Genomic DNA, 19,349 nt, shown 5'->3' with positions numbered 1-19,349 from the left:
CCGGAACGGGCTGGGACCTCCATGAGTGGCGGCACTCCGACCTGACCCACCTCGGTGAACAGGGCGCGTCGCTGCTGATGCTCATGGCCAAGTCCCCGGGCGTCGTTGCATTATCTGGTCGGGGGGACGCGTGACGCCCGGGTCGGGCCCGCGGTCAGATCACCCGCGCACGTTCGCTGAACGCCGTGGCGATTCGGAGCTTGGGCTGACTGTCGAGCCCGAGTTCGTAGTGTCCGCGGCGGAGACTCTGCATGAACGCGTGTCCGGCGATGATCACCTGTGCGGTGGAGTCGGTCCGGAGCCCGCGCATGGGTCGTAACCGGTGCTTGAGCTGGCTGTGATCGGCCTCGATCGGATTGTTCGCGTGCCGCTCGACGTGGTGCCAGGCCGAGGGAACGAAGACGTCGAGCACGGCGGGATAGACCGGAGCGGCGTCGGTGACCACCTCGGTGGGCGTGACCTTCAGCGTCCGCAGCGCACGCTGGAAGAACCGTCGGGCCGCGGCGGCATCACGGCGGGCCGAGACGAGCACGTCGAGTGAAGGTGCCCAGGTGGGAACGACCCTGAACGGCAGGAACTGCGAGTTCACTGATGGATGGCGGACAGCAGAATGGTCACGGTCGTGCCATTCAAGGGGTGTTCGCAGGGCACGTCGAACTGGGGGTTGACGCGGTGGTGGGCGCTGGCGGAGCAGATGCGTAGTTCGCCGTGGTGGGCGCGGACGATGGCGTCGACGATGGGCAGGCCGAGGCCGGTGCCGGGTGAGGTGCGGGCGGTGTCGGCGCGGCGGAACCGTTCGACGGCGTGGGGCAGGAACGCCGGGTCCATGCCGGGCCCGGTGTCCTGGACGGTGATCCGCACTAGGGCGTCGACGTGCTCGGCGGTGACGGTGATCGGGGGTACGCCGTAGCGGGCGGCGTTGTCGATCAGGTTGGTGAGGGCCCGGCCGAGGCGGGAGGCGTCCCCGCGAACGGTCAGACCCGGCTCCGCGTGGCAGCGCAGCACGTCCGCATCGACGCCGATGCTGGTCCGATAGCGGCCGATCCGGTCGGTGAGCAGCGCGGTGAGGTCGACGGTGGGGGCGGTGTCGTCCTGGACGGGTTGGGTGCCGACGGTGAGCAGTGCGTCGGCGAGGGCGATGAGGTCGGCGGTGTCGGCTGCGGCATTACGAATGGTCTGTTCCAGTTCGGCGGTGGTGCGGGGTCGGCGCAGCGCCAGTTCGAGTTCGGTGGAGAGCAGGGTGAGTGGGGTGCGCAGTTCGTGGCTGGCGTCGTTGATGAACTGCCGTTCCCGATCGAGTGCGGCATCTTGGGCAGTGAGCATGTCGTTCAGGGTGCGGCCGAGGCGGGCGACCTCGTCGTCGGTGGCGGGGACGGCAAGGCGTACGCCGGTGGCGCCGGCGGCGATGCGGGCGGCTTCGCTGCGGTAGCGCTCGACGGGGGCGAGGGCGGCGCGGGCGAGGCGGTAGCCGACCAGGGATGCGACCGCGAGGGCGGCGAGGTTGGCCAGGGCGAGCTGGCCGATGAGTTCGCGCAGGGCCTCGTCGCGTTGGTCGCGGCGGACTGCCGCGACGGTGACCGCGGGCTGGCCCGCCGCCGGAACGGCACTGGGCCGGACCGGGACGGCGTACAGGCGCAGCGGGCGGGTGCTGATCGGGAGTAGGGTGCCTCGGTCAGCCCGGACAGGTTGGTGCAGGGCCCGGTTGAGCTGTTCGGGGCTGAGCAGGGACGTGGCGGGTAGGCCGGGACTGGCGGCGAGGACGTGGTTGCTGGCGTCGAGGAGTTGCCAGTACTCCCCCGGTCCGGTCCGGGCGGCCGTGGGCAGCGGTGTGCCAGTGCGGGCGCCGTCGGTGAGTTGCGCGGACAACGCGTCCAGATCCTGGTCGAGGCGCACGTCGAGGGCGTAGCGCACCCGCAGGTAGACGAACGCGCCCGCGCCGGTGAGCACCACCAGCATCGCGGCGGCAAAGCCAGCGATCAGCCGGACCCGCAGCGGCAGTCCACCCCACCGAAGCCGGGTGCCCATGTCAGCCGCCGTCGGGGCGGAGCCGGTAGCCGACGCCGCGCAGGGTTTCGATGGCGTGCCGGCCGAACGGTTTGTCGACCTTGGCGCGGAGGGTGGCGACGTGGACGTCGATGACGTTGGAACGGATGTCAGTTTCGCCATCCCATACCTCGTCGAGGATCTGGTAACGGGTCAGGCACTGCCCGGCCCGGGACATCAGCAGGGCGAGGATGTCGAACTCCCGCGCGGACAGGTCGATCTCCGTCTCGCTGCGGAACACCCGCCGCCGGGCGGGGTCGAGTAGCAGGTCACCGGCGCGAACTTCGGCTGGCGGCGGTCCGGCGGTCCGGCGGTGCAGGGCGCGTAGCCGGGCGAGGAGTTCGTCGAAGGAGAACGGCTTGGTCAGGTAGTCGTCGGCGCCGGAGTCGAGGCCGGCGACCCGGTCAGGGACCTCGCCGCGGGCGGTGAGCATCAGCACCGGCACCTGGTTGCCCTGCTCGCGCAGGGTCCGGCAGATTGCGGTGCCGTCGAGGCCGGGCAGCATGACGTCGAGCACCACCGCGTCGTAGCCGCCGGTGGCCGCGGCGAGCAGCCCGTCGGAGCCGGTGTGCCGGATGTCGACGGTATGTCCGGCTTCGCGTAGCCCCTGGGCGAGCAGGTCGGCCAGTCGCCGCTCGTCCTCCACCACCAGGACCCGCACCCGTGCCTCCCTCGACCGTCATGCCCGCCACCAGTGCAGCACACCGTCACCGATCTTCATCTGCCCTTCATGTCCGGATGGCTACGGTCAGGGCCGGCATGGGAGGAACAGCATGAACAACCGGCTCTTCTTGGAGATCAACGACCTGGCCCGGGCGACGCCGTGGCTGCACGTCCCGATGGCAGGTTATGCGAAGTACGGCGTGATGCTGTTCGCCGTCCTGCTGCTGGCCGGCTGGTGGGTTGCCCGAGGCGCGGGTGAGCGGATGCCGGCGGCGGTGTGGGCGCCGGTGGGCATGCTACTGGCGGTGGCGGGGAACCAGGCGATCGTGTCCGCCGTGCACGAGCCCCGGCCGTACACGACGCTGCCCGGCATCCTGGTGCTGGCCGACCGCAGCGCCGATCCGTCGTTCCCGTCGGACCACGCCACCATGGCTGGCGCCGTCGCGGCCGGCCTGCTGCTGGTCAGTTGGCGGCTCGGTCTGCTGGCCGCGGTCGCCGCCGCGGTGATGGGATTCACCCGGATCTACATCGGCGCGCACTACCCGCTCGACGTGCTGGCCGGTTTCGCGGTCGGCGCCACCGTGACGCTGCTGGGCTACCTGATCGCCCGCCGGCCGATCACCGCCGGTTTGAACATGCTGGGCGACACCCGGCTACAGCCCCTGCTGCGGGCGAGCGGTGGGGCAGCCGCGGCAGGCCGGTGAGCGTCGTCGGTTTCCTCACCGGCCTGGTGGCGCACTACGGCTACCTGGGCCTCGCCGTGCTCGTCGGGGTCGAGAGCTTCGGCGTTCCCGCGCCCGGTGAGACGGCGATAATCCTGGGCGCCGGGTACGCGGCGCACGGCCAACTGGCCATCGGCGGCGTCGCGGTGACCGCGTTCCTGGCCGCGGTGATCGGCGACAGCATCGGCTACCTGATCGGCCGCACCGGCGGGCGGCGGCTCATCCTGCGTTACGGCCGCTACGTGCGCCTGACCCCGGAACGGTTCGCCCGGCTGGAGGCGGTGATGAGCCGGCACGGGCCGAAACTCGTCGCGGTCGCCCGGTTCGTGGAGGGCCTGCGGCAGTTCAACGGGCTCATTGCCGGCGCCACTGGCATGCCGTGGCGGCGCTTCGTCACCTACAACGCCCTCGGCGCCGCCGCCTGGGTCGGGGTGTGGGCCACCGCCGGCTACCTCGCCGGGGACCACATCCGCGCCATCGTGGCGGATCTGCACCGCTTCCAGTGGTACCTGCTCGCCGCCGCGGCCCTCGCCGCGCTCGCCTACGCCGGATGGCGGCTGGCCCGTCGACTGGCCCACCCCGGATAATCGCAGCCGACCCGCCGGCCGGTTTCATGCTGGCTTCATGTGTGATCTTTAGCGTCCGGGTCATGCGCGATGTACTGGCGGTCAACGCCGTCAACGTCACCAAAACCTACGGGTCACTGACCGCCGTCAATAGCATCACCGTGCAGGTCGCCCAAGGCGAGGTGTACGGCGTCCTTGGCCCCAACGGGGCCGGCAAGACGACCTTCCTGCGGATGCTGTTCGGGCTGATCCGTCCGGACAGCGGCACCCTGGAGGTGTTCGGGCGCTCCTGGCAGCACCACGGCGTCAACTCCCTGTCCGGGGTCGCCGGGTTCATCGAGAGCCCGAAGTTCTACCCGGCCCTGTCCGGCCGGCGGAACCTGCGCCTGCTCGCGGGCCTCGACGGCGGCGATGCGGCAGACCGCGTCGACGAGGTGCTGGACATCGTCGGACTCGCCGACCGGCAGCACGACAAGGTGCGCGGCTACTCCTTCGGCATGCGGCAACGCCTCGGCGTCGCCTCCGCCCTGCTGCGCAACCCGCGACTGCTCGTGCTCGACGAGCCGGCCAACGGCCTCGACCCCGCCGGCATCCGCGACATGCGGGCCCTGGTCCGACGTCTCGCCGACACCGGCCTCACCGTCCTGCTCTCCAGCCACGACATGGCCGAGGTCGAGCAAATCTGCGACAACATCACCATCATGAAGACCGGCTCGGTGGTGCACCACGGCTCGATCGCCGCCCTGCGCGAGCTGGCGCCCGAGCAGGCCCACCGAGTCGTCACCACCGATGACGATCGGGCCGCCGAGCTGGCCCGTACCCGCGGGCTCGAGGTCACCATGGCCGACGACGGGCTGGACGTGCGCGGCCCGCAGAAGGATGTCGACGCGCTGATCGCCGACATCGTCGACGCGGGCATCGCGCTGCGCGGCCTCAGCCGGGACGAGACGCCGCTGGAGGCCCTGTTCTTCATGCTCACCGAATCCGCCCCGGCCGGCCCGCCCGCCGGCCTCGACGCCGCAACCGGAGCCCGCCGATGACCGCCACCGCCGTACCCGCCGTCGCTCCGGCCGCACGCCGCCGGCCCGGCACCGCCGCAGTGCTGCGCTGGGAGGTGGCAAAGCTCGCCGCCCAGGCTCGCAGCCGAGCGCTGCTCATCGGCGCCGTGATCGTCCCGATCGCGATCGTGCTGATCTTCAACACCCAACTACCGCCCAAGGACACCATCTACGGCCGGCACATCCACACCAGCGGCTACGCCGTCCCGCTGTTCGTGCTCGCCTTCGCCCACCAATGGGTGCTGCCCCTGCTCGCCGCCCTCGTCGCCGGCGACATCTTCGCCAACGAGGACCAGCACGGCACCTGGAAGACCATCCTCACCCGCTCGGTCAGCCGCACCCAGATCTTCTGGGCCAAAACACTGACCGCTGTCGGCTTCAACCTCCTCGTCCTGGCCCTGCTCGCCGCCAGCACCATCACCACCAGCCTGCTCGTCGTCGGCCGGCAGCCCCTACCCGGGCTCAGCGGCCAACTCATCCCCGCCGGCCACGCCCTACCCCTGGTCATCGCCAGCTGGGCCACCGCCGTGGCACCGGTCCTCGGGTTCACCGCCCTGGCGATCCTGCTGTCCGTCGTCACCCGCAACCCCACCATCGGCGTCGCCACACCCGTCGTGCTCGGGATGATCATGCAGCTGCTCAGCAGCCTGGGCGGGCTGAACAAGGCCCGCCATGTTCTGCTCACCACCCCATTCGAAACCTGGCACGGCCTGCTCACCGCACACCCCTTCCACGCACCAGTCACCACCGGCGTGATCGTCAGCGCCGGATGGCTCGTCGTCTGCCTCACCCTCGCCTACCTCTACCTGCGTCGCCGCGACATCACCGGAGGCTGACCATGACCCGCACCCGCACCGTCGCAGTGGCCATCGGCCTCGCCGTCACCGCCTCGGGGGCACTGGCCGGATGCGGCCAGCCCGACGTCACCAAGGACCGCCTCGAACGGGCCATCGGGCCCGCCTTCGCCAACCTCTACGTCCAGCGGGCCGACCTGCTCGGCGAACACGGCATCACCGTGCAGACCATCGGCGCTTCCACCGCCTGCGACCGCGGCGGCCCCAAGCTCCCCGACGTGGGACCCGGCCCCGACTGGATCTGCATGATCCACTTCACCGACGACCACGGGCAACCACAGGACGGCAAATTCGAGGTACAGGTCCGGGCTGACGCCACCTACATCGCCGGCGGGCCCTCGAAACTCATCGGCCAGGCCACCCTGACCGACAGCCACGGCCACGACGTACCCAACCCCGTCTTCGAATGGGACGGCGCCTTCGACCCCGACAACTGAGCTGCGCCCACGCTCTTGCCAGAGGATCCCGGCCACCCACGGCCGCTCCACCGGCCCCAAGCTCCTCGAGTACAAAACCGCCGAGTCCTCCGACGTCATCGTCACCATGGGCTGCGGAGACGCCTGCCCGTCTTCCCCTGGCAAGCGCTACGAGGACTGGAAACTCGAAGACCCCGCCGGCAAGGACTTCGACGCTGTCCGCCCGATCCGCGACGAGATCCACGCCCGGGTGGAGAAGCTCATCCACCGAACTGCGCCCGCCGCCTGACCCACCCGCCAGCGCTGCCCGTCCGCCGGTCGCCCGTCGGACGGGTCCGGCACGATCCGGCCGCTGACACGGCTCGGACAGGTCAACACGGCTCTCTGCCCGCAAACCGACGGTGGCCGGGCCCTGATTCAACAGGAGGCACCCGATGCGGATCGGGGAAGTTGCGTGATGCCGGAGATGGTGAGCCGGCCCGGTGCACATCGGGCCTGGGCTCGCCGTCGCCGTGGCGGATCCACGCCGTGTAGTACCTGGGTCAGATGGGGATGACCGGGCCGCCGCCGGCGATGCCGCCGTACAGGCCGGGCTGACCGGTCAGCACGCTGCAGCCGAGGTCGATCGCGGCGAGCACCGCGGTGGCGGCGTCGACCCTGCCAACCGTGTCAAGGGTGACCGCGAGGGCCTCCCAGCTGTCCGGCGGCGGCGAGAGGATCTCGGCGATCGGGTGGTTGACGAGCAGCTGCAGACGGTCCCTGTCGGCGACCACCCGGGCGGCTTCGGCCACGCACAGTACCGGCAGCCCGAACACGCAGTTCTCTTCGTCGGCGACCTCGGCGATCACCTCACCGACGTCGATCGACCCTCGGGTGAAGGCGATGATCGCGGAGGCGTCGAGGACGACCCGGACGGCCGGTTCGGTCACGCGGCGCGGGCCGGCAGGCCGAGCTGCTCGCGAGCCTGGGCGTCGAGCTCCGCCGTCCACCGCTCCCGGGCCTCGTCCAGGCGGCGGCGCGCGCGAGCCTTCCCCTCGTCGGAGACGACGATGCCGGCAGCGGCGAGGATGTCCTCGCCGCGGGCGCCGGTGTTGGGGTTCCTGTCCGCCATGCCCGCATGATAACCCCTGATAGGGGCGGCAGTCACCGACAGCGCCGCCAGCGGCGCTGCCGAGCCCTGAGGCCGCTGGTGCCGATGGGGCAATTGAGCAGCGCTCCGTACCCTCAGAGCTGTTGCCGCCCTACACCGGGAGTCACCGCCACGGTGAACTACGCGACTGAGAAAGCGAGGGTCGCCTTCCCTCCGTCGCTGACCCCGGCGGACCTGATCGCCACCGTGGAACAGGTCGGCTACGCCGCCCCGATCCCCAAGCCGCCCGCGGCCACCGGCCTCGAGCCGGCCGGGGATCCTGAGGAGGAAGCGGTGAGCCGGCTGCGCCTGCGGCTGTGGATCAGCGTCGCCGTAGCCGTCCCCGTCGTTGCGCTGGCAATGGTGCCAGCGCTGCAGTTCACCAGCTGGCAGTGGCTCTCCGCGATCCTGGCCGCACCGGTCGTCGTCTACGGCTGGTGGGTGTTCCACAAAGCCACCTGGGTCAACCTGCGTCACGGCACGGCCACCATGGACACCCTCATCTCCGTCGGCACCCTGGCCGCATTCGCGTGGTCCAAGTACGCCCTGCACGGTCGTGTCCGCAGTTCCGCTACCGTTGCTAAACCAGCGCCGGGTGACTCAGGCCCTCCAGGCCCAAGCCCGTTACCGCGTGATGGCGTGGCTGTGCGGGCCGCGGTGATCGGGTAGGTCGCGGTCGGTGTGTTCGGCGTGGAAGAGCGCCTCGGCGAGCAGGGCGCGGACGTGGGTGTCGGCGGCGGAGTAGTGCACGAAGGTGCCCTCGCGTCGGCCGCGGACAAGGCCGGCCAGGCGGAGCTTGGCGAGGTGTTGGCTGACAGCGGTGGGGGCGGCGCCGACGATCTCGGCCAGGCAGGCGACCGATGACTCGCCCTGCAACAGGGCCCAGAGGATCTTGATGCGGGTGGGATCGGCGAGCAGCCGGAAGCCTTCGGCGGCGAGGTGGACCTGCTCGTCGTTGGGCATCTGAAAATCCGGCAGCGAGGTGTGCACCCGCCCATGGTAGCGGAGGCTGCGCATCCAGCTACCTACCTGACTAGCTACCTGCATTGCTATGCAGGTAGTGTTCCTTGTCGTGACCGCGACGACGACTTCACCCCGCCCGACCGCCACCGCGCCGATACCGGCACCACGGCGGTTGGCTGCCCGGGCATGGGCGCTGACCGAGGTGCGCTGGGCGGCCCTCGCTACCGGGCTGTTCGCCGCCGGCGGGATGGCGCAACTGTTGGGCGCGCCGGCTCCGGTGTGGTGGGCGTTGTATCTGGCCTGCTACGCCGCGGGCGGATGGGAGCCGGCCCTGGCCGGGCTGCGGGCGCTGCGCGAGCGGACCCTGGACGTCGACCTGCTGATGATCGTGGCCGCGCTCGGCGCGGCGGGAATCGGGCAGGTGTTCGACGGAGCACTGCTGATCGTCATCTTCGCGACCTCCGGCGCCTTGGAGGCATTCGCGACCGCCCGCACCGCCGACTCGGTGCGGGCGTTGCTGGACGTGGCCCCAGAGCAGGCGACGCGGCTGAACGCCGATGGCGGCGAGACGGTGGTGGACACCGTCGATCTGCGGGTCGGTGACCTGGTGCGGGTGCGCCCGGGCGAGCGGATCGGCGCCGACGCAGTCGTCGTCGAGGGCGCCAGCGAGGTGGACCAGGCCACCATCACCGGCGAACCGCTGCCGGTGACCAAAACGGCGGGCGACGAGGTGTTCGCCGGCACGCTCAACGGCACCGGCACGCTGGTCGTCCGGGCGCACCGTGCGGCGGGTGAGTCGGTGATCGCCCGCATCGTCGCACTGGTGGAGCAGGCGTCGGCGACCAAGGCCAAGACACAGCTGTTCATCGAGAAGGTCGAGCAGCGGTACTCGATCGCGGTGGTCGTCGCCACCCTGGCGCTGTTCGTCGTCCCCCTTGCCTTCAGCGCCGACCTGCGGTCGACGTTGTTGCGGGCGATGACGTTCATGATCGTGGCATCGCCGTGCGCGGTGGTCCTCGCGACGATGCCGCCGCTGCTGTCCGCGATCGCTCTCGCCGGCCGCCACGGCGTCCTGGTCAAGTCCGCCGTGGTCATGGAACACCTCGCCGATACCGATCTGGTGGCGTTCGACAAGACCGGCACCCTCACCGAAGGCCACCCCCGCGTCGTCGACACCCACCCCATCGGCGACGCGCACACCGACGAGGTGCTGCGGCTGGCCGCCGGGGCGGAGCACGCCAGCGAACACCCGGTCGGCGCCGCGGTCCTCGCCGCCGCCCGGGACCGCGGGCTGCCGATCCCGGCAGCGAGTGACTTCACCTCCGTGCCCGGACGGGGCGTGCGGGCCCTGGTCGACGGCCGACGGGTGGCCGTGGGCGCACCCGCGCTACTCGACGAACTCACGCCCACCCCCGGCGACCCGACCGTGGCCCAGGCCCGGACCGTGGCCGCTGACGCACAGGCCGCCGGGCGGACCGCCGTGGTGGTGCTCGTCGACGGCACGCCCGCCGGAGTGCTCGCCCTCGCCGACCGCATCCGCACTAACGCCGCCGACACCGTGACCGCGCTGACCCGTCTCACCGGGACCGGGCCGATGCTGCTCACCGGCGACAACCCCGGCGCCGCCGCACACCTCGCGGCAGAAGCCGGCATCACCAACGTGCACGCCGGGCTGCTGCCCCAGGACAAGGTCGACCGGGTACGCGCCGTACAGGCCGACGGCCGGCGGGTGCTGCTGGTCGGCGACGGCGTCAACGACGCCCCGGCCCTCGCCGCAGCCAACCTCGGCGTCGCCATGGGCCGCGGCGGCTCCGACCTCGCCCTGCACAGCGCCGACGCCGTCCTCGTCCGCGACGACCTGCCCACCCTGCCCGCCGCCATCGCCCTGTCCCGACGCGCCCGCCGCCTCGTCAAGGCGAACCTGGCCATCGCCGCCACCTTCATCACCGTGCTCGTCGCCTGGGACCTGTTCGGCCACCTCCCCCTCCCTCTGGGTGTGGCCGGGCACGAAGGCTCCACCGTCATCGTCGGCCTCAACGGCCTACGCCTGCTCGCCTCCTCCGCGTGGCGCCGCGCCGAGGCCGAAGGGGCGCCATGAGTCGCGGCGCCCGTGACGGCGGCGGGTCCACCGGTTGCACGGTCACGGTGTGTCGCGGGTGCTGCTGCGGTACCGCCGCCGGGTTCGACCACGCCGGGCAGCTGACCCAATTTCGCAAGGCGGTGGCAGACGTCGCGGTGGTACGCGTCAGCGACTGCCTCGACGCCTGCGCGCACGCCAACGTCATCGTCGTGCAGCCCTCCCCCGCCGGCCGCCGCGCCGGCGGACGGCCGGTCTGGCTCGGCCTGGTCAACGACACCGACGCCACCGACGACATCGCCGCCTGGATCCGCGCCGGCGGACCCGGCCTGGCCGACCCACCCGGCGTGCTCGACCTGTACGCGTTCACCCCACCGCGCCGCGTACGACAACACCTAACCTAACCGGGCTGTCCATAATGTTCGGTGTTGACATCCTCCCGGCCCTGAAGGGGCCGGGATTCCCACGGTTGCCCGTGAGGTTTCCTGTTTCATTGCCGACTGCCTGTCCGGGAGGATTTTTCCTTGAGGTCTTCTGTCAGCTCCGCAGGCGTTTTACCTCTCCGCCAGCCCGGCGGCGAGGATGTTCTTGGCAGCGTTGATGTCCCGGTCGTGCTCGGCCTTGCAGCCGGGGCACGTCCAGGAGCGGTCGTTGAGGGCGAGGGTGGTGTTGATCCGCCCGCACCCGGAGCAGGTTTTGGACGTGGGCAGCCACCGGTTGATGGGGATCACCTGGCGCCCGTACCACTGGGCTTTGTACTCCAGCATGCTGCGGAACTGGCCCCAGCCTGCGTCGGAGATGACGCGGGCCAGGCGGCGGTTGCGGAGCATGTTGCGCACGCTGAGGTCTTCGATCGCGACCGTTTGGTTCTCACGGACGAGTCGGGTGGTCAGCTTGTGCAGGTGGTCCCGACGCCGGTCGGCGATACGGGCATGGATCCGGGCCACTCTGAGCCGGGCTTTGGCCCGGTTGTTGGAGCCCTTCTGTTTGCGGGCCATGTTCTGCTGCGCCTTGGCGAGCTTGCGCCGGTCGGTCTGCCCGTACCGCGGGTTGGCCACCTTGCCCTGCTCGTCGCTGATTCCGGGGATCGGGTGGGACAGGGTGAGCAGGCTGGTGATGCCCGCGTCCACACCGACCACGGCCGCGACCGGCGGCAGCGTCTTCACGGTCGGGTCCTCGATCAGGATGGATACGAACCAGCGGCCGGCGGCGTCGCGGGACACCGTGACGGTCGACGGCTGCGCCCCTTCGGGCAGGGGCCGGGACCACACGATGTGCAGCGGGGTGTTCATCTTGGCCAGCGTGAGCTGACCGTCACGCCAACGAAACGCGGAACGGGTGTATTCGGCCGACGCCCGCGACTTGCGCTTGGACTTGAACCGCGGATACCGGGCCCGCTTGTCCCAGAACGCCATAAACCCGGCCTGCAAGTGCCGCAGCGTCTGCTGCAACGGCACCGAGGACACCTCGTTCAGGAACGCCAACTCCTGCGTGCGTTTCCACTCGGTCAGCCACGCCGACGACTGCACGTACGTGGTGCGCCGGCGGTCCACCGCCCACGCCCGAGTGCGTGCTTCCAGCGCCCGGTTGTACACCAGACGCACGCACCCGAAGGTGCGGTTCAACTGTTCGGCCTGTTCAGGGGACGGATAGAAGCGGTACTTGTACGCCCGCTTCACCACATCCCCCACGCCTCACATTTTACCGTCCATGTAAGACACTCATCGCAAGGGAGGGGCGACGTTTCCTCCCGGCCGTAAACGGCCGGGTTTCCACGCCGCAAATCCGATGAGGAAAGGCCGGTCAGCGGAGATCCCGTCTGACTGACCGGTCGAGACGGGCACTCGCTGTTCGTGGTGGTCGCCACCTACGAGCCGGCCTGACCGGCCGCGCGCGACCCGGCCTCGGGTACCGGGGTGGGGGTCGGGTCGCGACGCAGCCGGGCGCGGAGCCGGTCGACGGCGTCGCCGACCACCGCGCCGGTCATCGGCAGCAGTGGGCTGGACCGCATCACCGCCAGTTCCTCCGCCGGTGAGGTGCCGCCGTCGAGGAAGCGCAGCACCCGCTCCGGCGGGTTGCGGTCGAACAGCCGGGCGAAGAACTCGACCCCGCCGACGTGTCCGCGGTCCAGGGCGCGCAGTGCCACCGCGTCGAGCCACCGGTGCCGCCGGGGGTAGGCGGGCGCCGGCACCGGCGCCTGGCCGGCGGCGAGCGCCCGGGCTATCTGGTCGGCCTGCCGGAGCATGGCGGCGAAGGTGAACCCGGTCGACGGTCGGGTGGCGCCGCCGGCGGTGCCGAGCCGGACCACCCGGGGCGACGGGCGGGGCAGGAACGGGCCGTCGGTCATCGGGATGATCCCGTTCTCCACCTCGCGTACCCGCAGCGCGGTCAGGTCGAGGCCGAGCTGGGCGGCGTACCCGCGCAGTGCTGCGTCGTACCCGGCGTCGGTGAGCTGGGCGGGTGCGAACTCGGTGTACTCGACCAGCGCGTACCGGTCGTCGACCGGTAGCACGTAGCCGAAGGAGACGCCCCGGACGGGCTGCGGAGTGCGGAAGTCCATCAGCACCGCCCGGTCCGGGTCGAACGTGGGCCGGTCGGCCGCCAGCCACCAGCCGCGGAAATGCTGCAACCAGGTGGTCCGCCCGGGCCGCTCGGGCGGCCGTGGCCGCGAGTCGAGCACCCAGCCGGCCCGGACCAGCACCCGCCCGGCCGGGTCGTACACGGTCACCCGGTGGCCGTCGTCGTGCAGCGTCCCGGCCGGCGCGCCGATCCGCACGGCGCCGAGGCGGCGTTCGGCCGCGGCAGCCCGGTCGTAGACCGGGGCGGAGCGGAGCATGGCGTACCGCAGCGGGTCGAGCGACAGGACCCGGCGGCCGGCGGGCGTGACTACGTCGACCCGTGACCAGCTGGCGGTCAGCAGCGGGTCGAGGTCGCCGCCCGGGGTGCCCCAGAACGCCCAGGTGCGATCCTGTCCCCGCTTGTGCACCGGGTCGACCACGGCGACCCGCAGGCCGGTCAGGTCATGCCGGTCCAGGGCGGCCAGCACCAGCGAGGCGGCGCCGCCGCCGCCCACCAGCGCGAGGTCGACGTCGACCGGGGACGGGTTCACCCGCCCACGCTGTCACATCCCTGTGCCCGTGCGGCGCGGCCCCCACGACACACCGCCCGACCGGCCGGGCAGCGAGGCCGCTCAGGCGACGCTCGCCTGGGTTTCCGGCGCCGCCGGGGCCGAGCCGGATGCGTACGCGGCGGCGACCGTCGCCCGGTCGAAGACCCGCCAGGTCACCGCGATCACCACCAGCGCGACCACGAAACCCACCCAGTACGGCGCGGTGATCCCGAACCGGTTGGCGACCACCCCGCCGAGCAGCGCGCCGACGCAGTTGCCGCCGGCGGCGAGGAACAGGTTGGTGCTGCCCACCCGGCCCAGCAGCGCGGGCGGGGTGAGCCGCTGCCGCAGCGAGTTCGCCACCATGTTCCACAGCGCGCTGTGCACCCCGAAGACGAACAGCGCCAGCCCGACGACCACGGCGCTGCGCGAGGCGGCCAGGGCCAGGTGCAGACCGGCCTCGATCAGCAGACCGATCCGGATCGTCCAGGTCGCGGTGATCGCGGCGACGAGCCGGTCACCGACGGCCGAGCCGAGCAGCCCACCGATGGCAATGCAGGTGAACAGCGCGCCGTAGCCGACCGAGCCGAGACCCAGCCGGTCGGTGGCCAGCAGCACCAGCACCGCCAGGGCGGCGGTGAGGGTGACGTTGAGCATGCCGATCAGCAGCGTCATGGTGCGCAGCAGCCGCTGCGAGAGCAGCCACCGGAACCCCTCGGCGACCTCGGCGCGGACCGAACGGCGCCGGCCCGGCTCCAGCGAGCCGCGGTACGTCCCGGCGAGCAGCCCGACCAGCACGGCGCTGAGGGCGTACGTGCCGGCGTTGACGCCGAACGGGATGGCGGGGGCCACCACGAAGAGGAAGCCGCCGAGCGGGCCGGCGACCATGTTCTGCATCACCTGGGTGCCGCCGCCGAGCCAGCCGTTGGCCCGTTCCAGCCGCGACCGGGGCACCACCGCCGGCACGACCGCCTGGGCGGCGGTGCGGAACACCACCTCGCCGGTGTTGACCACGAACAGCACCGCGTACAGCAGTGCCACCCCGGCCCGGTCGGTGACCATCGCGGCGGCCAGCACCATCAGCACGGCCACCCGCACCCAGTCGATGACCACCATGAGCCGGCGCCGGTCCACCCGGTCCACGAGCACCCCGCCGGGCAGCGCGAAGAGCAGCCACGGCAGCCACGCGACCGCGGCGCCCGCCGACACGATCAGCGGATCGTCGGTCCGCGACGCGACGTACAGCGGCGCGGCCACCGTCGCCATCCCGCTGCCCAGCGCCGACATGGTGCTGGCCGCCCAGAGCCGCGCGAAGCGCGCGCCCAACTGTTCCCCCGCAGTCCCCGTCACGGCCAGCGAACCTACCAGTGGTCGCGGCTTCCGCCGACCGGGTTACGGTGCCGGTTCCGTCCACCGCACCACCGCCGTCTGTGCAGGTCGTGGAATCAGGCCCGCCACCACCACCGGATGCCAGGGTGGATGGGAGGATCATGCATGCCCGTCACCAATCCCTGGCTCGCCGGTCCCGCCCCCACCGCCCGCCTCGACCGGGAGCGCCTCGAGGAGCGGATCCTCAACCTGCTGTCGTCGCAGAACATGTGCGTGCTGGCCAGCACCGGCCCGGACGGTCCCCTCGCCACCCCGGTGCGCTACTTCCATCTCGACTTCACCCTGATGTTCACCGCCGTGGCGACCTCGCCGAAGATGCGCAACCTCGCCGCCGACCCGCGGGTCTCCATCGGCGTCTTCGCTCCCCTGGTCGGGCAGGCCAGCAGCCGCGGCGCGCAGGTCTTCGGCCGGGCCCGGGTGCTCCATCCGGGTGACCCGGAGTTCGAGCACCACTGGCCGGCGTACCGGTGGCAGGCCGACCATGTGGAGCGGTCCCGGCCGCTGGACGAGCCGCCGACCGTGCCGCTGGTCGTGGTGCCGGCGCAGCGGATCGTCTACACCGAACACTGGCTGCGCCGCGACGGGTACGCGCCGCGCCAGTTCTGGCGGACCGCCGAAGGGTGACCTCGGGGCTGAGTGGACGACAGGCGCCACGCCGTCAGCCGGTGCGGCCGGCGCCCACCAGGGCGGTGCCCAGTGCGGTACGCCAGTAGAGCACTTCCCGGCCGGACCGTCGTCTGGTCACGGCGCCCGCGTCCAGCAGCACCCGCAGGTGGTCGCCGACCGTGCCGAGGGAGAGGCCGGTGAGGGCCACCAGGTGCGAGGTGCTCAACGGAGTGTCCAACCGGGCCAGGATGGCCGCCCGGTTGGCGCCGATCAACCGCTCCAGCCCGTCCGGCGCCACCGCCCCGGCGTCGGCCAGCACCCCGCTGGCCGCGTAGACCATGCCGAACCGGGTGGGCCGGTCCCACACCACCCAGCCCCGGGCGCAGTGCGCCGGGACGAAGACGAGTTGCTCGGCCTGGTCGAGCGGCAGCGGCGGAGCCGGGTAGTCGTTGACCTGGAGGCAGCCGTCACCCACCCACCGCACGTTGCGGTTGAGGTCGGCGAAGACGCCCGCCCAGCCGTACGCGCTCAGCCGCGCGGTGCGGGCCACGATGTCGGCGCGCAGCCGGCGTTCCCGCTCCGGCCACTCGGGCTGTACGGTGTGCGTCCAGACCCAGTCCAGCAGGCCCACCACCTGGTCGGTGAGCCCGTCGCCCAGCAGCACCTCGGCCAGTGGCCCGGGCCGGGTCGCCCGCAGGTCGGCCCGGATCTGCTCGTCGCCGCGGCGCGCGACGGCGGCCAACTCCTCGGCGAACGTCGGGTTCGCCGCCTCGGGGGCGAGGGTGAGGAAATCGGCCGTCCACCGGGGCTGGAACGACGCCGCCAGCAACGCCCCCACCACCGGCCGGTCGGCCACCATCCGCTGGAACGCCTCGGCGTAGGGCCGGCGCCAGGCCCGCTGCCAGGGTCGACGCGGATCGTTCAGCGCCCGCAACGCGGCGACCGTGTCGGTCATCGGGGAGACCGTGAACCGGCTCCGCGCGAGCAGGTCTGCCGGCACCTGCCAGACACCCATGTTTCGCCTCCAGGCGTAACTCTACGGGCCCGGCGCGCCGGCCTGAAGGATCCTCGGCGTGAGGACGTACTCCGATCTCTTCGCGGTCCGCGAGTTCCGAAACCTGTTCGTCGCCAACTGCGCCGGCCTCGCCGCGCACACCACCTCGGCGCTTGCGTTGGGCTCGCTGACCTACGCGGCGACCGACTCCGCCCTGCTCACCGCGCTGAGCGTGTTCGGTGCTCCGCTGGCCGGCGTGCTCGGCAGCCTGACCCTGCTGTCCGCCGCCGACAGCCTGCCACCGCGCCGAGCGTTGACCCTCGCCGCGCTGATCGCCACCGCGGGCGCGGCCCTCCAGGCGGTGCCGGCTCTGCCGCTGTGGGCCCGATTCGCCATCATCTTCGGCACCGCGTACGCCGGCTCGATCACCAGCGGCGCGCGCTGGGCGATGATCAGCGACATGCTGCCGCCCGGCGCGTACGTGCTCGGCCGGTCGACGATGAACACGAGTGTCGGTGTCATGCAGATCGCCGGGTTCGGGGCGGGTGGCGTGCTGCTGGTGTGGCTCAGCCCGTACCAGGTGTTCCTGATCGCCGCGGCGCTGCGGGCCGTGGCCACCGCGCTGGGCTGGTTCGGCCTGCCCGAACGGCCGGCCCGGGCGAGCGAACGGGCGTCGACGGCCCGCACGCTGCGGATCAACCGGGAACTGTGGGCCGACCCGCGCCGCCGGTCGCTCTATCTGAACCTGTGGGTGCCCAACGGTCTCGTGGTGGGCTGCGAGGCGCTGTTCATCCCGTACGCCGGGGCGCGGGCCGGCTTCCTGTTCGCCGCGGGTGCCCTCGGCATGCTCGCCGGTGACGTGGTCGTCGGGCGGTTCCTCACGCCGGCCCAGCGGGACTGGGCCGTCCGGCCGCTGCGGTTGCTGCTCGCCCTGCCGTACCTCGCCTTCGTCGTGCACCCCGCGCTGCCGCTGGCGATGCTCGTCGCGCTGGTCGCCTCGGCCGGTTTCGCCGCGTCGCTGCCGTTGCAGGAGCGGCTGATCGCCCACTCACCGGAGCGGATGCGGGGACAGGTGCTCGGCCTGCACCAGAACGGCATGATGGCCGGCCAGGCGGTGTTCGCGGCAATGGCCGGCGTGATCGCCGACCGGCTGCCGGCCAGCTGGGCCGTGGCGGCGATGGCTGGGCTGTCTCTGGTAGCCACCGTGGCGCTCACCCGGGGACTGCGGCAAACCGAGGCCGCGTCTGGGGCTGAGCCGGAGACGGCACCGCCTCTCGCCCCGACGCCCGACGGACGTTAGGAGGCCAGCCCCTCCCCCACCGGTCCCGGCGAGGATCGGACGGTCCGGGTAGGCCTGTCCCACCGCCACCGCTGGGGAGCGCGACGCTCACCTCAGCGGGCGGAAGTGGTGCCGGACCAGGTACGCCGTGGTCTGCAGGCCGATTCGCGCCCCCTGCAGGTCGGCGCTGCGGGTGTGGATGCCGCCCCACACCCGGGCGTCGATGACCTCGGTGAGCGCCTGCGAGAAGCTGCTGAAGTGTCTTCTCGTGCCGGAGTCGCTGCTGTAGGCGCTGAAGGCGATGTCGTCCCGGCCGAAGAAGTACGCCAACGCCGACATGGTGGCGCCGGTGTTGCAGGTGTGGCCGGACGTGTAGTCGGGGTGCGGTGGCGTGACCAGCAGCGGTGTCCAGGCGGGATCGGCGAGCGTACCCGGGTTGCCGTCGGTGTCGCCCAGGCGGATCGCGGTGATGGGCCGCCAGCGGTTCCACGTCTCCTTCTCGTTGAAGCAGGCGATGACGGCGTCCGCCTCGGCGAGGTCCACCATGGCGAACATGCGTGCCGCCTGGAGAGCGTTCAGCCGCTGGGTGGTCACGAGTTGGCGTTTGATCTCCCACTCGCCCAGGCGCCGGTCGTGCCACCAGATCGCCGCCTCGGTCTGGTCGGTGGTGCGGACCGTGCTGGTGGCCGAGCCCACCGTCTTGACCTCGTTGTAGTCCCTGGCGTACTGCGCGCTGGTGAGCGCGGGCGGGCCGGAGGTGCGGAAGACCGACGCGCGGGGAAGGACGAACGGCGTCATGTGGCCGACCCAGCCGCCGTCGTTGGCGAACGACGGTGGCGTGGGTCGCCACTGGCCGGGCTCGGTCCCGACGGGGAAGGTCTGCGGACCGAAGGACCCGTCGTCGCGTCGGGCGTCGATCATCGCGGCGGCGGCCCGCGTGCCGATGTCGATCCCCCGTTGTCTGGCGGGGCCGGCCGGGATCGCGGCGAGCGACTCGTCGTACTTCGCGCGGAGGGCGTCGTGCTGCTCGGGGAAGATCGCGTCGAGCACCCGGTACGCCGCGGCGGCCACGGCGGCATCGACGGACTCGGAGCCGTCGGCCGGCGGTGCGGTCAGGTACGGCTGGTACGGCGTGCCGGCGATGGCGTTCACCGCGTCGTAGATGGCGCCGTGCACCATCGCGGTACCGCGCGACTGCACCTGCGGCGCCTGCCGTGCGGTGTCCCAGATCGCCGTCTCGGCGTGGCGATCCCAGGTGAGCACGGCTTGCGCCGACCCGGTCGCCCCTGCGGCCTGCGCGGCCGGCGATGTGATCGCCAGCGAAGACCCGGCGGCCAGGACGGTGGCGACGACCGCGGATGCCGCTCTGCGCACGGTGCGAACCCTGCTTGTCATGATGTTTCTCCTTGCTGCTTCCGACCCGTCAGTTCACCCCGTGTCACGAGGTCACAGCATTGAGCAACATGACTATAGGTGCTCGC

General features: G+C 71.8%; 21 protein-coding genes and 1 pseudogene. 11 read left to right on the top strand and 11 right to left on the bottom strand.

Translation table 11 applies throughout. The features are described 5' to 3' along the window. Positions 1 to 154 precede the first annotated feature (154 nt). The 3 genes from ACGF4F_RS24510 to ACGF4F_RS24500 are packed head-to-tail and all read right to left on the bottom strand — an operon-like array spanning position 155 to position 2,704. Complete coding sequence (locus ACGF4F_RS24510) at positions 155 to 589, bottom strand: DDE-type integrase/transposase/recombinase (protein ID WP_357447471.1); 435 nt, start codon at positions 587 to 589, stop codon at positions 155 to 157. Continuing rightward, complete coding sequence (locus tag ACGF4F_RS24505; RefSeq protein WP_357447468.1) at positions 586 to 2,025, bottom strand: ATP-binding protein; 1,440 nt, start codon at positions 2,023 to 2,025, stop codon at positions 586 to 588. Before ACGF4F_RS24505 ends, ACGF4F_RS24510 begins: the two co-directional genes overlap by 4 nt. 1 nt (position 2,026) lies before the next feature. After that, positions 2,027 to 2,704: a response regulator transcription factor gene (locus tag ACGF4F_RS24500; protein WP_357447465.1), complete on the bottom strand. Its 678-nt coding sequence runs from the start codon at positions 2,702 to 2,704 to the stop codon at positions 2,027 to 2,029. A gap of 112 nt (positions 2,705 to 2,816) precedes the next feature. Between ACGF4F_RS24500 and ACGF4F_RS24495 the strand changes: the two genes are divergently transcribed. From ACGF4F_RS24495 to ACGF4F_RS24470, 6 genes are all read left to right on the top strand, one after another. Then, a complete protein-coding gene (locus ACGF4F_RS24495; protein WP_393080521.1) occupies positions 2,817 to 3,410 on the top strand; it encodes a phosphatase PAP2 family protein in 594 nt (197 codons plus the stop codon). Then, on the top strand, positions 3,407 to 4,015 hold the full coding sequence (locus ACGF4F_RS24490; protein ID WP_357447459.1) for a DedA family protein: 609 nt from the start codon (positions 3,407 to 3,409) through the stop codon (positions 4,013 to 4,015). Before ACGF4F_RS24495 ends, ACGF4F_RS24490 begins: the two co-directional genes overlap by 4 nt. Positions 4,016 to 4,077: 62 nt before the next feature. Beyond that, positions 4,078 to 5,034: an ABC transporter ATP-binding protein gene (locus ACGF4F_RS24485; RefSeq protein WP_393080517.1), complete on the top strand. Its 957-nt coding sequence runs from the start codon at positions 4,078 to 4,080 to the stop codon at positions 5,032 to 5,034. Further along, the gene (locus tag ACGF4F_RS24480) at positions 5,031 to 5,888 is read left to right on the top strand and encodes an ABC transporter permease (RefSeq protein ID WP_357447453.1); all 858 of its coding nucleotides are present in this window, start codon (positions 5,031 to 5,033) and stop codon (positions 5,886 to 5,888) included. Before ACGF4F_RS24485 ends, ACGF4F_RS24480 begins: the two co-directional genes overlap by 4 nt. 2 nt (positions 5,889 to 5,890) lie before the next feature. After that, positions 5,891 to 6,343, top strand: coding sequence for a hypothetical protein (locus ACGF4F_RS24475; protein WP_357447449.1), 453 nt, complete (start codon positions 5,891 to 5,893; stop codon positions 6,341 to 6,343). Between the two features lie 106 nt (positions 6,344 to 6,449). Next, a complete protein-coding gene (locus ACGF4F_RS24470) occupies positions 6,450 to 6,611 on the top strand; it encodes a hypothetical protein (RefSeq protein WP_393080513.1) in 162 nt (53 codons plus the stop codon). A 253-nt stretch (positions 6,612 to 6,864) separates the two neighbouring features. On the opposite strand, the gene ACGF4F_RS24465 is transcribed toward ACGF4F_RS24470, so the two are convergent. After that, positions 6,865 to 7,251, bottom strand: a complete 387-nt coding sequence (locus ACGF4F_RS24465) for a hypothetical protein (RefSeq protein ID WP_357447446.1) — start codon at positions 7,249 to 7,251, stop codon at positions 6,865 to 6,867. Then, complete coding sequence (locus ACGF4F_RS24460) at positions 7,248 to 7,433, bottom strand: hypothetical protein (RefSeq protein ID WP_357447443.1); 186 nt, start codon at positions 7,431 to 7,433, stop codon at positions 7,248 to 7,250. Before ACGF4F_RS24460 ends, ACGF4F_RS24465 begins: the two co-directional genes overlap by 4 nt. A gap of 135 nt (positions 7,434 to 7,568) precedes the next feature. Between ACGF4F_RS24460 and ACGF4F_RS24455 the strand changes: the two are divergent. Beyond that, positions 7,569 to 8,000: pseudogene (locus ACGF4F_RS24455) on the top strand (heavy metal translocating P-type ATPase); the annotation flags it as partial. 75 nt (positions 8,001 to 8,075) lie between these two features. Here ACGF4F_RS24455 and ACGF4F_RS24450 read toward each other — a convergent pair. Next, the gene (locus ACGF4F_RS24450) at positions 8,076 to 8,414 is read right to left on the bottom strand and encodes a metalloregulator ArsR/SmtB family transcription factor (protein ID WP_357447490.1); all 339 of its coding nucleotides are present in this window, start codon (positions 8,412 to 8,414) and stop codon (positions 8,076 to 8,078) included. A gap of 88 nt (positions 8,415 to 8,502) precedes the next feature. Here ACGF4F_RS24450 and ACGF4F_RS24445 point away from each other — a divergent pair, with 88 nt between their 5' ends. Then, a complete protein-coding gene (locus ACGF4F_RS24445) occupies positions 8,503 to 10,512 on the top strand; it encodes a heavy metal translocating P-type ATPase (RefSeq protein ID WP_393080508.1) in 2,010 nt (669 codons plus the stop codon). 122 nt (positions 10,513 to 10,634) lie between these two features. Beyond that, positions 10,635 to 10,895, top strand: a complete 261-nt coding sequence (locus ACGF4F_RS24440) for a hypothetical protein (protein WP_357447440.1) — start codon at positions 10,635 to 10,637, stop codon at positions 10,893 to 10,895. 150 nt (positions 10,896 to 11,045) lie between these two features. Here ACGF4F_RS24440 and ACGF4F_RS24435 read toward each other — a convergent pair whose 3' ends face one another. The 3 genes from ACGF4F_RS24435 to ACGF4F_RS24425 form a co-directional block, all read right to left on the bottom strand. After that, on the bottom strand, positions 11,046 to 12,182 hold the full coding sequence (locus ACGF4F_RS24435; protein ID WP_393080505.1) for an RNA-guided endonuclease InsQ/TnpB family protein: 1,137 nt from the start codon (positions 12,180 to 12,182) through the stop codon (positions 11,046 to 11,048). Between the two features lie 176 nt (positions 12,183 to 12,358). Continuing rightward, positions 12,359 to 13,600 (bottom strand): lycopene cyclase family protein, encoded by a 1,242-nt coding sequence (locus tag ACGF4F_RS24430; protein WP_393080502.1) that lies wholly within the window; start codon positions 13,598 to 13,600, stop codon positions 12,359 to 12,361. 81 nt (positions 13,601 to 13,681) lie between these two features. Continuing rightward, complete coding sequence (locus ACGF4F_RS24425; RefSeq protein WP_357440213.1) at positions 13,682 to 14,950, bottom strand: MFS transporter; 1,269 nt, start codon at positions 14,948 to 14,950, stop codon at positions 13,682 to 13,684. Positions 14,951 to 15,094: 144 nt separating this feature from the next. On the opposite strand from ACGF4F_RS24425, the gene ACGF4F_RS24420 reads away from it, so the two are divergent. Further along, positions 15,095 to 15,613, top strand: coding sequence for a pyridoxamine 5'-phosphate oxidase family protein (locus ACGF4F_RS24420; protein WP_393080498.1), 519 nt, complete (start codon positions 15,095 to 15,097; stop codon positions 15,611 to 15,613). Between the two features lie 34 nt (positions 15,614 to 15,647). Here the strand turns inward: ACGF4F_RS24420 and ACGF4F_RS24415 are convergent, their stop codons facing one another. Further along, a complete protein-coding gene (locus ACGF4F_RS24415) occupies positions 15,648 to 16,610 on the bottom strand; it encodes an ArsR/SmtB family transcription factor (RefSeq protein ID WP_393080495.1) in 963 nt (320 codons plus the stop codon). A 58-nt stretch (positions 16,611 to 16,668) separates the two neighbouring features. Here ACGF4F_RS24415 and ACGF4F_RS24410 point away from each other — a divergent pair, with 58 nt between their 5' ends. Continuing rightward, entirely contained in the window at positions 16,669 to 17,889 is a 1,221-nt protein-coding gene (locus tag ACGF4F_RS24410; RefSeq protein ID WP_393080492.1) for an MFS transporter, read from the top strand. A gap of 87 nt (positions 17,890 to 17,976) precedes the next feature. Here the strand turns inward: ACGF4F_RS24410 and ACGF4F_RS24405 are convergent, their stop codons facing one another. Then, a complete protein-coding gene (locus tag ACGF4F_RS24405; protein ID WP_393080489.1) occupies positions 17,977 to 19,263 on the bottom strand; it encodes a vanadium-dependent haloperoxidase in 1,287 nt (428 codons plus the stop codon). Between the last annotated feature and the right edge of the window lie 86 nt (positions 19,264 to 19,349).

Origin of the sequence: Micromonospora sp. NPDC047740, assembly GCF_043204735.1 — a bacterium.
Lineage (GTDB): Bacteria > Actinomycetota > Actinomycetes > Mycobacteriales > Micromonosporaceae > Micromonospora.
Note: the sequence above shows the minus strand (reverse complement) of the source record. Positions and strands in the feature narration are given on the sequence as shown.

What these genes read in the sequence shown, in the direction of transcription:
- ACGF4F_RS24460 (WP_357447443.1), bottom strand. Translation starts at nt 7,433, where the DNA reads ATGGCGGACAGGAACCCCAACACCGGCGCCCGCGGCGAGGACATCCTC.
- ACGF4F_RS24485 (WP_393080517.1), top strand. Translation starts at nt 4,078, where the DNA reads ATGCGCGATGTACTGGCGGTCAACGCCGTCAACGTCACCAAAACCTAC.
- ACGF4F_RS24505 (WP_357447468.1), bottom strand. Translation starts at nt 2,025, where the DNA reads ATGGGCACCCGGCTTCGGTGGGGTGGACTGCCGCTGCGGGTCCGGCTG.
- ACGF4F_RS24450 (WP_357447490.1), bottom strand. Translation starts at nt 8,414, where the DNA reads ATGCCCAACGACGAGCAGGTCCACCTCGCCGCCGAAGGCTTCCGGCTG.
- ACGF4F_RS24445 (WP_393080508.1), top strand. Translation starts at nt 8,503, where the DNA reads ATGCAGGTAGTGTTCCTTGTCGTGACCGCGACGACGACTTCACCCCGC.
- ACGF4F_RS24405 (WP_393080489.1), bottom strand. Translation starts at nt 19,263, where the DNA reads ATGACAAGCAGGGTTCGCACCGTGCGCAGAGCGGCATCCGCGGTCGTC.
- ACGF4F_RS24475 (WP_357447449.1), top strand. Translation starts at nt 5,891, where the DNA reads ATGACCCGCACCCGCACCGTCGCAGTGGCCATCGGCCTCGCCGTCACC.
- ACGF4F_RS24480 (WP_357447453.1), top strand. Translation starts at nt 5,031, where the DNA reads ATGACCGCCACCGCCGTACCCGCCGTCGCTCCGGCCGCACGCCGCCGG.
- ACGF4F_RS24420 (WP_393080498.1), top strand. Translation starts at nt 15,095, where the DNA reads ATGCCCGTCACCAATCCCTGGCTCGCCGGTCCCGCCCCCACCGCCCGC.
- ACGF4F_RS24495 (WP_393080521.1), top strand. Translation starts at nt 2,817, where the DNA reads ATGAACAACCGGCTCTTCTTGGAGATCAACGACCTGGCCCGGGCGACG.
- ACGF4F_RS24470 (WP_393080513.1), top strand. Translation starts at nt 6,450, where the DNA reads ATGGGCTGCGGAGACGCCTGCCCGTCTTCCCCTGGCAAGCGCTACGAG.
- ACGF4F_RS24415 (WP_393080495.1), bottom strand. Translation starts at nt 16,610, where the DNA reads ATGGGTGTCTGGCAGGTGCCGGCAGACCTGCTCGCGCGGAGCCGGTTC.